Here is a 14,922-nt window from a genome sequence, read left to right on the forward strand (position 1 = left end):
GCTAGCCCCGGCGGGTGCGCTGCTCGCCCTGGACGGGGATCGGACCGGTGACGCTCAGCTCGTCCTCCCAGCACTGGATGCCCGTGACCTCGGGCATCCGCGCACGGGTGAAGACAGGGTCGAGCCCCGCACGCCGCTGATCGGAGTAGTCGCGCAGCAGCTTGAACGCGATGCCCGACAGGAGCGCGATCGCCACGAGGTTCACGATCGCCATGAGCCCCATGATGCCGTCGGCCGTGTTCCAGATGATGTCCGCCGAGGCGATCGATCCGAGGAAGATGATCGCGACGACGAGCACGCGGTAGGCGGTGAGGACGGCGGGTCGGCTGCTGATGAACTCGATGTTGGATTCGCCGTAGTAGTAGTTGCCGAGGATCGAGCTGAACGCCAGCAGGAAGATGATGATGCTCAGGAGGATGTTCGACCATTCGCCGAGGTTGCTCACGATCGCATTCTGCGTGAGCCCGATGCCCCGGGTCGCGTTCGCGAGGTCGGGCGTGGACACCAGGATGATGAACGCCGTGATCGAGCAGACGAGGAACGTGTCGAAGTAGACCCCGAGGGTCTGGACGAGTCCCTGCTTCACCGGGTGGGTCACGGCGGCGGTGGCGCCCGCGTTCGGCGCCGAGCCGAGACCGGCCTCGTTCGAGAACATGCCGCGCTTGACGCCGGTCATGATGATGGTTCCGAGTGCGGCCCCGACGACCTCGTTGAACCCGAACGCCTGGGTGTAGATCGAGGCGAACACCTCGGGGAGGCGCTCGAAGTTCATACCGACGATCACGAGGCCGAGCAGCAGGTATCCCAGCGCCATCGCCGGGACGACCGCCTGCGTGACGCTGGCGATGCGACGGATGCCACCGAAGACGACGAGGGCGGTCAGGACGGCCAGGATGATGCCGACGACCCAGGGGATCCAGCCCACTTCGCCGCCGAAGCTCGAGGAGACGGTGGCGCTGATCGTGTTCGCCTGCAGGGAGCTGAAGGCGAAGGGGAAGCAGACGATCAGGATGACGGCGAACAGAATGCCCATCCAGCGCGCCTTGAGTCCGTGCTGCATGTAGTACGCGGGACCGCCGCGGAAGCCGTCCTTGTCGCGGACCTTGAACGCCTGACCGAGGGTCGACTCGATGAAGCTCGACGCACCGCCGATGAACGCCATCGTCCACATCCAGAAGATCGCGCCGGGGCCGCCGATGGCGATCGCTGTGCCGACGCCCGCGATGTTCCCGACGCCGACGCGGGAGGCCGCTGAGATCGTGAACGCCTGGAACGCCGAGACCGATTGCGGCTCGCCGTTCTCCTTCCGGGGTGTCCGGTCGGTGAGGGTGCGGAACATCTCCGGTATCAGCCGGAACTGCACCACGCCCGATCGCGCGGTGAAGTACAGGCCGAGGACCACGAGGATCGGCAGCACCACCCACGTCCAGAGCCCATCGCCGGCAGAGAGCACGAAATCGTTGAGCGCGTCCATCGCATCAGTATGGCGGCATGCTGGCGCCCGTGGTGATATTCCGCTCCTAGACCAAGCGCGCGGTGGTGCCTCGGACGTTCAGCTCGTAGGGGAGCTCGGCCGGTATTCCCTCGGCTTCGCCGTCGGCGAGCTTCGCGAGCACGGCATCCGCCGCACGCTCGCCCTGCCCGAGGGGGAACTGGTCGACGGTGCTGAGTCGGAAGAACTCGCCGAGCTCGTGACCGTCGATGCCGACGATCGAGAGGTCGTCCGGCACGGCGAATCCGAGGTCGCGGGCGGCGAGGATCGCCCCGATCGCCATCTCGTCGGATGCCGCGAACACGGCGGTGGGTCGCGGGCCGGGGCGTCCGAGCAGCTGCTTCGCCGCGCGGTATCCGCCCTCGACCGTGAAGTCGGCGGGTTCGAGGAAGGCAGGATTCAGAGGGATGCCGGCCTTCGCCAGCGCCTTCTCGAAGCCCAGGCGACGATTCGTCGGGATGTGGAAGTCGATGTCGAACTCGGGGTTCGCGCCGATGTGGGCGATGTCGCGGTGTCCGAGACCGATCAGGTGCTCGGTCGCCAGCTGGGCCACGGCGACGTCGTCGACGGTGAGGGTGTCGAGTTTGGGGTTCGGCCCGCCGATCGCGATCACCGGCAGGCCGAGGTCGAGCAGGTACTGCGTCTCGTCGTCGTCGAGCTCGATCGACACCGCGATGACGGCATCCACTCGCTGCCGTCGCAGGAAGGTGTCGAACACGTGGCGGCGCACGTCCTTGTCGGCGGTGATGTTGTAGAGGGTGATGTCGTAGCCTTCGCGCATCAGCGCCGACGACACCCCCGACAGCACGGTGCTGAAGAACCATCGGTCGAGGAAGGGCACCACGACCCCGATGTTGCGGGTGCGGCCCGATGCCAGGCTCGACGCGCGGGAGGACACGACGTAGCCGAGCGCCGATGCCGCCTCCTGCACGCGCAGGCGGGCCGACTCCGACACATGGCCTCGGCCGCTCAGCGCGCGCGAGACCGTCGCGGTCGAGACGCCGGCGAGCCGGGCGACCTCATCGATGCTCGCCATGGGGGATCCTCTCTGAGCCGTTCCGGTCGCAGTTCGTGCCGTCGGGCGGAGCCGGGGGCGGCGCGAACTGCGACCGGAACGTCGTGCGGCTTACGCCGTGGTGTACCAGACCGCCGTGTCGACGGGCAGGTGGGTGCCCTCGAACGGCTGGCTGCTGACGACGATCGTCGCGTCGGCCGGGAGCGCGAGAGGCTTCTTGCCGAGGTTCGCGACCACGTGCACCGCACCGCGACGGAACGCGACCGCGTGCTTTCCGGCGTCCTCCCACACGAGGGAGCCGCTTCCGAAGCCGTGCTCGCGGCGACCGGCGAGCAGCTGCTTGTACAGCGACAGGGTCGAGGTCTCGTCCTTCTCCTCGACCTCGCGCGAGTACGACGCCCAGTCGGCGGGCTGCGGCAGCCACGACGCACCGGTCTCGTTGAAGCCGAACGCCGGAGCATCCGCCTCCCACGGCAGCGGCACACGGCATCCGTCGCGACCGTAGCGCTCGCCGTTGGTGCGGAACCACGTCGGGTCCTGACGGAAGGCGTCGGGGATCTCCATCGCCTCGGGCAGGCCCAGCTCCTCGCCCTGGTAGAGGTATGCCGAACCCGGAAGCGCGAGCATCACGGTCGTCGCCGCGCGAGCGCGGGCGAGTCCGATGGCGGTGTCGGGCTTGTGCGGGGTGTTCGGGCCGATGCCCTCGCCCTGCGGGTTCTCGGCCGTGAGCGCGAGTCGCGACGCGTGGCGCACGACGTCGTGGTTCGACAGCACCCACGTGCTGGGTGCGCCGACCTCGCCGAACGCGTCGAGGGACTCGCGGATGACGGACCCCAGAGCCTTCGCGTCCCACTCGGTCATGAGGTAGGGGAAGTTGAAGGTCTGGTGCATCTCGTCGGGGCGCACCCACAGGGCGGTCTGCTTGAGTGTCGGCATCCAGGCCTCACCGCACAGCGCGCGGTCGCCGTCGTACTCGGCCAGCACCTTGTGCCAGTCGCGGTAGATGTCGTGCACGCCGTCCTGGCCCCAGTACGGCACGTTCGCCTCGCCGCCGCCCATCGAGTCGGCGTCTGCCGGGGGCGTGTAGTCAGGCAGGCCGTCGGCCTTGATCATGCCGTGGGCCACGTCGACCCGGAAGCCGTCGACGCCGCGGTCGAGCCAGAAGCGCAGGATCGAGCGGAACTCCTCGCGCACCTCTTCGTTGTTCCAGTCGAAGTCGGGCTGCGTCGGGTCGAAGATGTGCAGGTACCACTGGCCCGGCGTGCCGTCGGCCTCGGTCACGCGCTCCCACATGCCGCCGCCGAAGACGGACTCCCAGTTGTTCGGGGGCAGCTCGCCGTTCTTGCCCTTGCCGTCGCGGAAGATGTACCGCGCGCGCTCGGGGCTGCCGGGAGCAGCCTTGAGGGCCTCCTGGAACCAGGCGTGCTGCGCCGACGAGTGGTTGGGGACCAGGTCGACGACGACGCGGATGCCGCGGGCGTGCGCCTCGTTCAGCATCGTGTCGAAGTCGTCGAGGGTGCCGAACAGCGGGTCGACGTCGCGGTAGTCGGCGACGTCGTAGCCGGCGTCCCGCTGCGGGCTCGTCATGAACGGGCTCAGCCAGATCGCGTCGACGCCGAGCTCCTTCAGCGAGTCGAGCCGGCTGGTGATGCCGGGCAGGTCGCCGATGCCGTCGCCCGAGGCGTCGGCGAACGAACGGGGGTAGATCTGGTAGATGACCGCGCTGCGCCACCACTCGGAACCGGGGGCTGCGATCTGCTCAAGCTGTGCCATGGCAACAGATTAGTGCAAACGCTTACATGATTGCCAGAGCGAGCATCGAATCGATTCGGGGAGCCGATATTCTGCGCCGGTCCGCAGCCGCTTGCAGGCCCGGGAGTATGCTTCGGGCATCCGACCACAGGAGGCTGTCATGGTTCCCGAGATCAACTACTGGGCCGTTCTGCTCGCGACCGCCTCGAGCATGATCGTCGGCTCGATCTGGTACGCGCCGAAGGTGTTCGGCACCCGCTGGTCGAAGCTCGCGAACGTCGACATGGACCGTCCGGGGGCGAGCGCGACGATGGCGATCATCACCACCGTGATCGTGAGCTTCGCGACGGCGTGGGTGCTCGCCGGAGCATCCGCGATCGCCTGGCACTTCTACGACGGATCGTTCTTCTGGGCCGCCGTCGTCACCGGCGTGCTGCTGTGGGCCGGGTTCACGGCCGCGCGGTTCATCACGCACGACGCCTTCGAGGGTCGCCCGACGGCGTTGACCACCATGAACATCGCACACGAGATCGTCACGATCGTGGTCATGGCCGTGATCATCGGCGTCTGGCCGCCGGCTCTCGGCTAGCTCGCCGCGGCATCCTTCGTGAGGTCCTGCGCGAACATGACGAGGATCCCGCTCGGGCCGCGCAGATAGGTGAGCCGGTAGACGTCCTGGTAGTTCGCGACTCCGCGCAGCGGGTGATATCCGTGCCGGGCAGCGATGGCCAGGGACTCGTCGATGTCGTCGACGGAGAACGCCACCCGGTGCATCCCGATCTCGTTCGGCAGGGTCGGCTCGGTCTCGATCGCGTCGGGATGGATGTATTCGAACAGCTCGAGCTGACCGTGGCCGTCGGGTGTCTGCAGCACGGCGATCTTCGCGTGGTTGCCGTCGAGGCCGACGGCGGTGTCGGCCCATTCGCCGCTGACCTCGTCCCGACCGAGCACGGTGAGGCCGAGATCGGTGAAGAAGGCGATCGTCGCCTCGAGGTCGCGCACGGCGATGCCGACGTTCTCCAGTGTGATGGGCATGGCTCGCATGCTACTCGCGGGGCGCGACACGCCGGGCGCCTCGAAAGACTAGACCTTCGCCACTTCCGCCGAGACTTCCTGGTATGCCAGCATTTTGCACGTGACCTCCTGGTCGCCTGCGGTCGCCGACTGCGGTTCAGACCGAGGGGGTCTTCATGTCGGTTTCATCGCGCCGTTCAGCGCCATGGATGCTCGCCGCCGCACTCATCGCCGCCGCGATGGTCGCGGGCGTGACCACCGCGGCCTCCGGTGATGCCCCCGCCGACGACCCGACCGCCGCACCGGATCCGACCCTGTCGGTCGCCCTCGCCTACGAGTTCCTCGATGCGCGCGTCGACGAGTTCTGCGACGGCGCGGGGCACTGCCTTCCCCGCAGCTACCAGGGAGGCTTCTTCACCGACCTGCCGACCTGGGACTTCACCCCGTCGTTCGTCTACGACGACGCCCTCGTCGTGATCGCCTATACGGCACGCGGGCTCCCCGACGACATCCGTCGGGCGCGGACCATCGGCGACACCCTGCTCTTCGTGCAGGCGAACGACCCGATCGGCGACGGCCGAGTGCGCACCTCGTACGAGCCGCACGGCATCCGTCAGGGGAGGGTCGAGATCACCGGCCCCGGCACGTTCACCGGCAACCAGGCCTGGACCGGTATGGCGCTCGCGCGTCTCTTCCACGCGACCGGCGACTCGAAGTACCTCGCCGGGGCGGTGCAGATCGCCGAATGGATCCAGAACAACACCGCCGACATGGTGCGCGCGCCCTTCGGATACACCGGCGGCCAGCTCGAGAACGGCTCGTCGCTGGAGTGGAAGTCCACCGAGCACAACAGCGATATCGCCGGCTTCTTCACGCAGCTCGCACAGCTCACCGGCGACTCCGTCTGGGCCGATCGGGCCGGCGTCGCGTCGGCCTTCGTGGCCGCGATGCAGAGCGCCGACGGCCATGTCGACACGGGCACCCTGCTGGACGGGTCGACGGTCAACACCCGCCCCATTCCCCTCGACGCGCAGACCTGGAGCTCGCTCGCCACGCGCGACCCCCGCTACGACACCTCGCTGGACTGGACGCTGACCCACCTCATCGCGACGGACGGGCAGTATCAGGGCGCGTCGATCAGCGACGCCGACGTGTCGAAGGTGTGGTTCGAGGGATCCGGCCACCTGGCGCTCGCTCTCACGCTGCGCGATGCGCCCGGTGACGCCGAGCGCGTGGAGTCGCTGCTGAGCAGCATCCGCCTCGGTCAGCGCGATGCGCCCAACGGCGACGGCAAGGGGATCGTGGCGACGTCGACCGACGGCCTCGACTCGGGCTTCGGCGACCTCTACTACGCCAGCCTGCACACCGGTGCGACGGCCTGGTACCTGCTCGCCGCCGCAGGCGACAATCCCTTCGCGCTGCCCGTCGACTGACCCGTCGCGCGCGGTGTGTCGCCACGTCGGGCGCGGTGCGGGGTCACTAGTGCACCTCCGGCGCGGTGCGGGGTCACTAGTGCACCTCCGGCGCGGTGCGTGGTCACTATTGCACCGGATTCGGGTGATTCGGATGCGGAACTGGCCCCGGCTGCGGGCGCGGTGCGGAACTGGCCCCGGCTGCGCGAGCGGGATCGGAACTGGCCCCGGCTGCGCGAGCGGGTGCGGAACTGGCCCCGGCTGCGCGAGCGGGTGCGGAACCGACACCCTCGGTGCTGGGGCCGGCGTCATCGCGCCGGTGCGGGGCCAAAAGCGCATCCTCCGCTGATGCGGGGCCAATAACGCATCCGAAACCGGCGATTCGGGTGCAGAACTGGCCCCGGCTGCGGGCGCGGTGCGGAACTGGCCCCGGCTGCGGGCGCGGGTGCGGAACTGGCCCGGCTGTGCGCGCGGTGCGGAACTGGCCCGGCTGCGGGCGCGGGTGCGGAACAGGCCCCGGCTGTGCGCGCCTACCTCTTACGCGGCGACGCGGGCGACGGCGGCGATCGCGCTGGTGAAGAAGTCGACGCCGTCGATGCCCGAGCGCATGGCGGCCGAGGTGTCGGGACCGAAGCCGGCCTCGGTCGCGTGCTCGGGGTGCGGCATGAGCCCCACGACGTTGCCCGCCTCGTTGGTGAGTCCGGCGATGTCGCGCAGCGAGCCGTTCGGGTTCACGCCCGCATAGCGGAATGCCACGAGGTTCTCGCCCTCGAGACGGTCGAGCGTCTCCTCGTCGGCGATGTACCCGCCGTCGGCGTTCTTCAGCGGGATCGTGATCTCCTGGCCCGTGCGGAAGCGGTTGGTCCACGCGGTGTCGGAGTTCTCGACGATCAGCTTCTGATCGCGCCGCACGAAGTGCTGGTGATCGTTGCGGATCAGGCCGCCGGGCAGCAGGTGCGCCTCGACCAGCATCTGGAAGCCGTTGCAGATGCCGAGGATCGGCATGCCCTTGGCCGCGGCGTCCTTGACCTCCGCCATGATCGGCGAGAGCGCGGCGATCGCACCGGCGCGCAGGTAGTCGCCGTAGCTGAAGCCGCCGGGCAGCACGAGGGCGTCGACGCCCTCGAGATCGTGCGAACCGTGCCAGAGGGCGACCGGCTCGGCGCCGGCGATGCGCACGGCGCGCTGGGCGTCGCGGTCGTCGAGCGAGCCCGGGAAGGTGATGACGCCGATGCGCGTGGTCACTCGGCGACCTCGATGCCGACGACGTCCTCGATCACGGAGTTGGAGAGCACCTCATCGGCGATGCGGCGGGCCTCGGCGAGGATCTCGTCGGTGACCTCGCCTTCGACGGTGAGCTCGAAGCGCTTGCCGATGCGGACATCGGAGAAGCCCTCGACGCCCAGACGGGAGAATGCGCCGGACACGGCCTTCCCCTGCGGGTCGAGCAGTTCGGGCTTGGGCATGACGTCGACGACGATGGTGGGCATGAACGGCTCCGGAAGTCGCGGGCGGACGGGCGTGTCCAGTCTACCGGCTCGGGACTCGCCCGATTTCCGGGTGACGGGGCTCAGGCGTGGAAGACGGTGTGCAGGTCGCCGATCGCCTCGCGGCCGCCGAGACCGTCGATCTCGAACAGCACGGAGATGCCGACGACGTGGCTGCCCAGGCGCTCGACCAGTTCGCGTCCGGCGGCGAGCGTGCCCCCTGTGGCGAGCACGTCGTCGATGAGCAGCACGCGGGATCCGGCGGGCAGATCGTCGTGCATCTCGATCGTCGCGGTGCCGTATTCGAGGGCGTAGTCGACGGATGCCGCGGGGCGGGGCAGCTTGCCGGCCTTGCGGATCGGGATGAGGCCGACGCCTGCGGCGATCGCGGCCGCTCCGGCGAGGATGAAGCCGCGTGCCTCGATGCCCGCCACGACGTCGAACTGTCCGGCGAACGGCGCGATGATCGCGTCGGTGGTCGCCTGCAGGGCCTCGGCGTCGGCGAGCAGCGGGGTGATGTCGCGGAAGATGATCCCCGCCTCGGGATAGTCGGGGATGCTGCGGATCAGGGATTCGGCGCGGACGAGGGCGGGGGAGAGATCGGTGTCGGGCACCGGTCAAGGCTACGCGAAAGGCTCGGGCTTGACACCGTGGGAGCGCTCCCATAGAGTCACTGGACAGTGCGTGGGAGCGCTCCCACAGGAATCCTCACGGGAAGCCATCACGGAAAGCCCACGCACGACCCCGAGCACCACCCGCACCACCACTGCACGACCCACCACAAAGGAGTGAACTGTGAACACACGTGCCCGCAAGCGGATCCTGACGACAGCAGCCGTCGCATCCGTCTCCGCCCTGGCCCTCGCCGGCTGCGCCTCCGCCGATGCCGGCGACAGCGCTTCCGGTGACGAGAAGGTCACACTGACCGTCACCACCTTCGGCACCTTCGGATACGACGACCTCTACGACGAGTACGAGAAGGCGAACCCGAACGTCACGATCGAGGCGACCAACATCGACACCGGCGGCAACGCCCGCACCGACGCGTTCACGAAGATCGCAGCCGGCTCGGGTCTCAGCGACGTCGTCGCGATCGAGGAGGGGTGGCTCGGCGCGATCATGGACGTCTCCGACACCTTCGTCGACCTGCGCGACTACGGCATCGAAGACCGCAAGTCCGACTGGGTCGACTGGAAGTACGGACAGGCGACCGACGCCGAGGGCCGCGTGATCGGCTACGGCACCGACATCGGCCCGAGCGGCATCTGCTACAACGGCGCCGCCTTCGAGGCAGCCGGCCTGCCCAGCGACCGCGAGTCCGTCGCCGAGCTGCTGAACGGCGACTGGGAGAACTACTTCGCGGTCGGCGCCGAGTACACGGCCAAGACCGGCAAGGCCTGGTACGACCACTCCGGTTTCGTCTGGAACGCCATGGTCAACCAGCTCGACGAGGGGTACTACACCTCTGACGGCGAGCTGAACGTCGAGGACAACGCCGAGCTGAAGGAGCGCTTCGAGCTGCTCGGAGCCGCGACCGAAGGCGGTCAGTCCGCTGCGCAGACCGCGTGGGACTGGAACGGCGGCAAGTCGTTCGTCGACGGCACCTTCGCCACGTTCGTCTGCCCGGGCTGGATGCTCGGCGTCGTGCAGGGCCAGGTCGAGGCCGGCGGCGGCGACGCCTCCACCGGCTGGGACTTCGCCGACGTCTTCCCCGGCGGCGCAGCCAACTGGGGCGGCGCGTTCCTGTCGATCCCCGAGAGCTCGCAGCACAAGGAGGCCGCGGCCGACCTCGCAAACTGGCTGACGCAGCCCGAGCAGCAGGTCAAGCAGTCCGCCGCCGCGGGCAACTTCCCGTCGACGATCAAGGCGCAGGAGACCCTCTCGTCCGAGGCGACTCCGAACGCGTTCTTCAACGACGCACCCACCGGTGCCATCCTCGCCGAGCGTGCCAAGGGCGTCGTCGCCCAGTTCAAGGGCGCCGATGACTCGGTGATCCAGGAGAACGTCTTCGGTCCGGCCCTCAGCGGCCTCGACCGTGGCGAGACCGACACCCAGGGCGCCTGGGATGCCGCGGTCGAGCTCCTGAACGAGCTGGTCGACTGACCCAGCCACCGCATCCGTTCCGGTCGCAGTTCGTGCCGCGCCGCCTTCACCGGGGCGGCACGGGCTGTGACCGGAGCACCACGGAAGCCCGGAACAGGACCAAGGAAGAGTCATGACCCTCACGCATGAGCGCTCGGAGACGGCATCCGCGTCGTCGAACGACGCGAAGAGCCCGAAGACGGATGCCGCGGCTCGGCGTCCCTGGCGGCACCGCATCTCGCGGTTCGACCAGAACGCCTCCCCGTACTTCTACATCTCGCCGTTCTTCCTGCTCTTCGGGCTGGTCGGACTCTTCCCGCTGCTCTACACGGTGTGGGTGGCCGTGCACGAGTGGGACCTGCTCAAGGGACAGGGCGAGTTCATCGGCGCCGGGAACTTCGTCGAGATCCTCGGCGACCCGATGTTCTGGAACTCGATCTTCAACACCCTGAGCATCTTCCTTCTGTCGGCGATCCCGCAGCTCGCGGTCGCCCTGGTGATCGCCTACCTCCTCGACCGCGGCCTGCGTGCCCCGACGTTCTGGCGCATGAGCGTTCTCATCCCGTTCGTCGTCACCCCCGTCGCCGTCGCCATCATCTTCTCGAGCATCTTCAACGAGGCCGACGGCCTCGCCAACAACCTGCTCAATCTGATCGGCATCGCCGACCAGGAGTGGAAGCACAACACGGCCCTGTCGCACCTCGCGATCGCCGTGATGGTGAACTTCCGCTGGACCGGCTACAACGCCCTCATCCTCCTCGCCGCCATGCAGGCGGTGCCGCGCGATCTCTACGAGTCGGCAGCCCTCGACGGAGCCGGCGCTGCTCGCCGGTTCTTCTCGATCACGATCCCCACGATCCGCCCGACGCTGATCTTCGTGATCATCACGGCGACGATCGGCGGTCTGCAGATCTTCGCCGAGCCCCGGCTGTTCGACGTCTCGACCGCGGGCGGCATCGGCGGCAGCGACCGGCAGTTCCAGACGACCGTGCTGTTCCTGTGGGAGCTCGCCTTCTTCCGCCGGGACCTCGGCGAAGCATCCGCCGTCGCCATCCTGCTGTTCCTGCTCATCGTCGGCATCGGCGTCATCAACTTCCTGATCTCCCGACGCATCTCGACCGGGGATGCTCCGAAGAGCCGCGCCGCGCGCCGACGAGCCCGCACCGCCGCTGCCGCCGCAGCCGCGACGGCCGCCGCCGGCACGACGATCGCCACCACGACCGAGGAGAATGCGCGATGACCGCCACCCAGGCGCTGAGCGTCCCCGAGAAGATCCGTCGCCGTCGAGGCGCCGTGGGCGGCAACGCCGGGATCGGCAGCCGCCCCGGCTTCCTCACCTACGGCCTGCTCGCCGCGTTCATCATCGGCAGCGTCTACCCGCTGTGGTGGTCGGTCGTCGTGGCGAGCGGCACGAACGCCACGCGTGGCGAGACCCTGCCGCTGATCCCCGGCGGCAACTTCTTCACCAACGCCGCCAAGGTGTTCGACGCGATCCCGTTCTGGCTCGCTCTGGGCAACTCGTTCCTCATCTCGGCGATCATCACGGTGTCGGTCGTCACGTTCTCGACGCTGGCCGGCTATGCCTTCGCCAAGCTGCGCTTCCAGGGCCGCGACGGACTGATGATCTTCGTGATCGCGACCATGGCGATCCCGACGCAGCTCGGCATCATCCCGCTGTTCATGCTGATGCGCGAGCTCGGCTGGACCGGATCGATCGGCGCGGTCATCGTGCCGACCCTGGTCACCGCCTTCGGCGTCTTCTTCATGCGGCAGTACCTGGTCGACGTGATCCCCGACGAGCTGATCGAGGCGGCGCGGATGGACGGCGCGAACCAGTTCCGCACGTTCCTCACCGTCGGCATCCCCGCCGCTCGTCCTGCCATGGCGATCCTCGGCCTCTTCACCTTCATGACGGCGTGGACCGACTACCTCTGGCCGCTGATCGTGCTCTCCCCGCAGAACCCGACACTGCAGACGGCCCTCAGCCAGCTGCAGTCCGGCTATTACATCGACTACTCCATCGTGCTCGCCGGTGCGGTGCTCGCGACCCTTCCGCTGCTCGTCCTGTTCGTCGTGGCGGGCCGGCAGCTGGTCAGTGGCATCATGGCGGGCGCGGTGAAAGGATGACCCCTATGACCCGTGCCTTTCCCGAGAACTTCCTGTTCGGCGCCGCGACAGCGGCGTACCAGATCGAAGGGGCGGCTTTCGAAGACGGGCGCACCGCGTCGATCTGGGATGCCTTCAGCAGGGAGCCCGGCGCCGTGATCGGCGGCGACAACGGCGATGTGGCGTGCGACCACTACCACCGCTATCCGCAGGACGTCGCTCTCATGAAGGAGCTCGGGCTGCAGACCTACCGCTTCTCGACCTCGTGGTCGCGCGTCCGGCCCGACGGCGGCGCGGTCAACGCGAAGGGCGTCGACTTCTACGAGCGCCTGGTCGACGAGCTGCTCGCGAACGACATCCTGCCCTGGCTGACGCTCTATCACTGGGACATGCCGCAGGCGCTGCAGGAGACCGGCGGGTGGACCAACCGTGACACCGTCGGACGCTTCCTCGAGTACGCCGGCACGATGCACGACGCCCTGGGCGATCGGGTGAACGTGTGGACGACCCTGAACGAGCCGTGGTGCTCGTCGTTCCTCTCTTATACCGGCGGCGAGCACGCTCCGGGTCACACGAGCGTCGCCGAGGGTCTGCTCTCGGCGCACCACCTGCTGCTCGCCCACGGCGAGACGGTCCGTGAGTTGCGTGGCCGGGATGAGAGCCTGAATCTCGGCATCACGCTGAACCACACGGTCGCAGACCCCGCCGATCCGACCAACCCCGCAGACATCGACGCCGCGCGTCGCGTCGACGGCCAGTTCAACCGCTGGTTCCTCGACCCGATCTACCGGGGCGTGTACCCGGACGACATCATCCGGGACATCCGGTCGGTGGATGCCGATGCCGTCGCCCGCTTCACGGATGCCGTGCACGACGGCGACCTCGATGTCATCTCTCAGCGCATCGACACGCAGGGTGTCAACTATTACCACGGCGACTTCGTCTCGGGCACGGCTCCCGCCCCTGAGCGGACCCCGCTCAGCGGCGGACCCGCGACCGACCGGGTCGGTCGGAGCCCGTATCCGTCGAGCGAGGGCATCCACCCCGTCGAACGCGGACTGCCCCGCACGGCGCAGAACTGGGAGGTGCAGCCCGAGGGGCTCACCCGTCTGCTGCAGCGCGTGTGGACCGAGTACGCCGAGCCCGCCGGAACCGTGCTGTACATGACAGAGAACGGTGCCGCCTATGACGACGTCGCGGTCGTCGAAGACGGTGAGACCCGCGTGCACGACGAGGACCGCACCGAGTTCCTGCGCCTGCACCTGGCCGCCGTGCTCGATGCGGCGGATGCCGGCGTCGACGTGCGCGGCTACTTCTACTGGTCGATGTTCGACAACTTCGAGTGGGCCTGGGGCTACGACAAGCGGTTCGGCATCGTGCGCGTCGACTACGACACCCAGGAGCGGAGTCTGAAGGACTCCGGTCGGGAGTACGCTCGCATCATCGCCGCTCGCGCTCTCTGACGCCGGGCGGCGTCACCAGGGAGCATCCGGCCTCGCCGCCGGACGGAGGGAGAGTCGTGTCGTCACGAGCGACCATCGAAGAGGTGGCATCGGCCGCCGGAGTCTCACGGTCGACGGTGTCACGCGTCGTCAACGGGTCGACGGCGGTGAGTCCTGAAGCCCTCGAGTCGGTGAAGCGGGCCATCGAGGAGCTCAGCTACGTGCCCAACCGCGCGGCTCGCTCACTCGCGTCCCGACAGACCCACGCGATCGCCCTGATCGTCCCCGAGGACACCACGCGGTTCTTCGGAGATCCCTTTTTCGCGGCGATCGTCGCGGGCATCACGGGGGCGCTCCGGGGCTCGGACTACCTGCTCAACCTGCTGATCGCGAGCGACGACCCCGGCGACAAGATGACGAGCTTCGTGCGCAACGGCGGTGTGGACGGCGCGCTCATCGTCTCGCACCACACGAGCGACGCGTTCATCGACCGGGTCGCCGATGCCGTGCCCGTGGTCTGGGGCGGCAGGCCGGTGCGCATCCGCGAGGGCGACTACGTGGTCGACGTCGACAACGTCGCCGGCGCCCGCACCGCCACCCAGCACCTGATCGAGACCGGTCGCACGCGGATCGCCACGATCTCGGGGCCCATCACGATGGTCTCCTCCGTCGACCGTGTGCAGGGCTTCCGCGGGGCACTGGCCGATGCAGGGCTCTCGCCGTTCGCCGAGGAGGCCGGTGACTACAGCGAAGCCAGCGGAGCGGATGCCGCGCGCCGCATCCTCGCGGCGGGGCGTCCGGATGCGATCTTCGTCGCCAGCGACCTCATGGCCCGTGGCGCGCTCACGGCGCTGCGCTCGGCCGGCATCCGTGTTCCCGAAGACGTGGCGCTCGTCGGGTTCGACGACTCGTCGGTCGCGCTGAGCACTGACCCGCCGCTGACCACCATGCGGCAGCCCATGTACGCGCAGGGCGAGGCCATGGCCGGAGTGCTGCTCTCGCGCCTGGCCGGACGCGACCCGGCGCACACGACGATCCTGCCGACGGAACTGGTGGTGCGCGCCTCGTCGTGACCTCGCGCGGGCCGGGATCGAACGGGTGCGACCGAAGAACACGGATG

14 protein-coding genes are annotated in these 14,922 nt (G+C 68.6%); 7 read left to right on the top strand and 7 right to left on the bottom strand.

Annotation, left to right across the window (positions count from 1 at the left end):
- Position 1: 1 nt before the first annotated feature.
- From ACIPV5_RS04480 to ACIPV5_RS04490, 3 genes are all read right to left on the bottom strand, one after another.
- Positions 2-1,474, bottom strand: a complete 1,473-nt coding sequence (locus ACIPV5_RS04480; protein ID WP_187248937.1) for a sodium:alanine symporter family protein — start codon at positions 1,472-1,474, stop codon at positions 2-4.
- A gap of 46 nt (positions 1,475-1,520) precedes the next feature.
- Entirely contained in the window at positions 1,521-2,528 is a 1,008-nt protein-coding gene (locus ACIPV5_RS04485) for a LacI family DNA-binding transcriptional regulator (RefSeq protein WP_400339995.1), read from the bottom strand.
- A gap of 90 nt (positions 2,529-2,618) precedes the next feature.
- Positions 2,619-4,280, bottom strand: coding sequence for a glycoside hydrolase family 13 protein (locus tag ACIPV5_RS04490; RefSeq protein ID WP_400339998.1), 1,662 nt, complete (start codon positions 4,278-4,280; stop codon positions 2,619-2,621).
- A 139-nt stretch (positions 4,281-4,419) separates the two neighbouring features.
- Between ACIPV5_RS04490 and ACIPV5_RS04495 the strand changes: the two genes are divergently transcribed.
- Positions 4,420-4,848 carry a DUF1761 domain-containing protein gene (locus ACIPV5_RS04495; RefSeq protein WP_053098583.1) on the top strand — a complete coding sequence of 143 codons (429 nt, stop codon included), beginning with the start codon at positions 4,420-4,422 and terminating at the stop codon, positions 4,846-4,848.
- On the opposite strand, the gene ACIPV5_RS04500 is transcribed toward ACIPV5_RS04495, so the two are convergent.
- Positions 4,845-5,294: a VOC family protein gene (locus ACIPV5_RS04500; RefSeq protein ID WP_400340002.1), complete on the bottom strand. Its 450-nt coding sequence runs from the start codon at positions 5,292-5,294 to the stop codon at positions 4,845-4,847. The two genes, ACIPV5_RS04495 and ACIPV5_RS04500, sit on opposite strands and share 4 nt — an antisense overlap.
- A gap of 155 nt (positions 5,295-5,449) precedes the next feature.
- On the opposite strand from ACIPV5_RS04500, the gene ACIPV5_RS04505 reads away from it, so the two are divergent.
- On the top strand, positions 5,450-6,706 hold the full coding sequence (locus tag ACIPV5_RS04505; RefSeq protein ID WP_400340005.1) for a hypothetical protein: 1,257 nt from the start codon (positions 5,450-5,452) through the stop codon (positions 6,704-6,706).
- A gap of 516 nt (positions 6,707-7,222) precedes the next feature.
- On the opposite strand, the gene purQ is transcribed toward ACIPV5_RS04505, so the two are convergent.
- From purQ to ACIPV5_RS04520, 3 genes are all read right to left on the bottom strand, one after another.
- Positions 7,223-7,930, bottom strand: coding sequence for a phosphoribosylformylglycinamidine synthase subunit PurQ (purQ, locus tag ACIPV5_RS04510; RefSeq protein WP_053098585.1), 708 nt, complete (start codon positions 7,928-7,930; stop codon positions 7,223-7,225).
- Complete coding sequence (purS, locus tag ACIPV5_RS04515; protein ID WP_053098586.1) at positions 7,927-8,175, bottom strand: phosphoribosylformylglycinamidine synthase subunit PurS; 249 nt, start codon at positions 8,173-8,175, stop codon at positions 7,927-7,929. The genes purQ and purS overlap by 4 nt, the downstream gene beginning before the upstream one ends.
- Before the next feature lie 80 nt (positions 8,176-8,255).
- Complete coding sequence (locus ACIPV5_RS04520; RefSeq protein ID WP_053098587.1) at positions 8,256-8,786, bottom strand: adenine phosphoribosyltransferase; 531 nt, start codon at positions 8,784-8,786, stop codon at positions 8,256-8,258.
- Positions 8,787-8,967: 181 nt separating this feature from the next.
- Here ACIPV5_RS04520 and ACIPV5_RS04525 point away from each other — a divergent pair, with 181 nt between their 5' ends.
- From ACIPV5_RS04525 to ACIPV5_RS04545, 5 genes are all read left to right on the top strand, one after another.
- Positions 8,968-10,275: an ABC transporter substrate-binding protein gene (locus ACIPV5_RS04525; protein WP_053098588.1), complete on the top strand. Its 1,308-nt coding sequence runs from the start codon at positions 8,968-8,970 to the stop codon at positions 10,273-10,275.
- A gap of 112 nt (positions 10,276-10,387) precedes the next feature.
- Positions 10,388-11,494 carry a carbohydrate ABC transporter permease gene (locus ACIPV5_RS04530; RefSeq protein WP_053098589.1) on the top strand — a complete coding sequence of 369 codons (1,107 nt, stop codon included), beginning with the start codon at positions 10,388-10,390 and terminating at the stop codon, positions 11,492-11,494.
- Entirely contained in the window at positions 11,491-12,381 is an 891-nt protein-coding gene (locus ACIPV5_RS04535; RefSeq protein ID WP_363519339.1) for a carbohydrate ABC transporter permease, read from the top strand. Before ACIPV5_RS04530 ends, ACIPV5_RS04535 begins: the two co-directional genes overlap by 4 nt.
- 5 nt (positions 12,382-12,386) lie before the next feature.
- Complete coding sequence (locus ACIPV5_RS04540; protein WP_400340012.1) at positions 12,387-13,823, top strand: GH1 family beta-glucosidase; 1,437 nt, start codon at positions 12,387-12,389, stop codon at positions 13,821-13,823.
- Between the two features lie 56 nt (positions 13,824-13,879).
- Positions 13,880-14,875, top strand: coding sequence for a LacI family DNA-binding transcriptional regulator (locus tag ACIPV5_RS04545; protein ID WP_056276469.1), 996 nt, complete (start codon positions 13,880-13,882; stop codon positions 14,873-14,875).
- The last annotated feature ends 47 nt before the right edge of the window (positions 14,876-14,922 follow it).

Origin of the sequence: Microbacterium sp. NPDC090014 (assembly GCF_044748285.1) — a bacterium.
GTDB lineage: Bacteria > Actinomycetota > Actinomycetes > Actinomycetales > Microbacteriaceae > Microbacterium.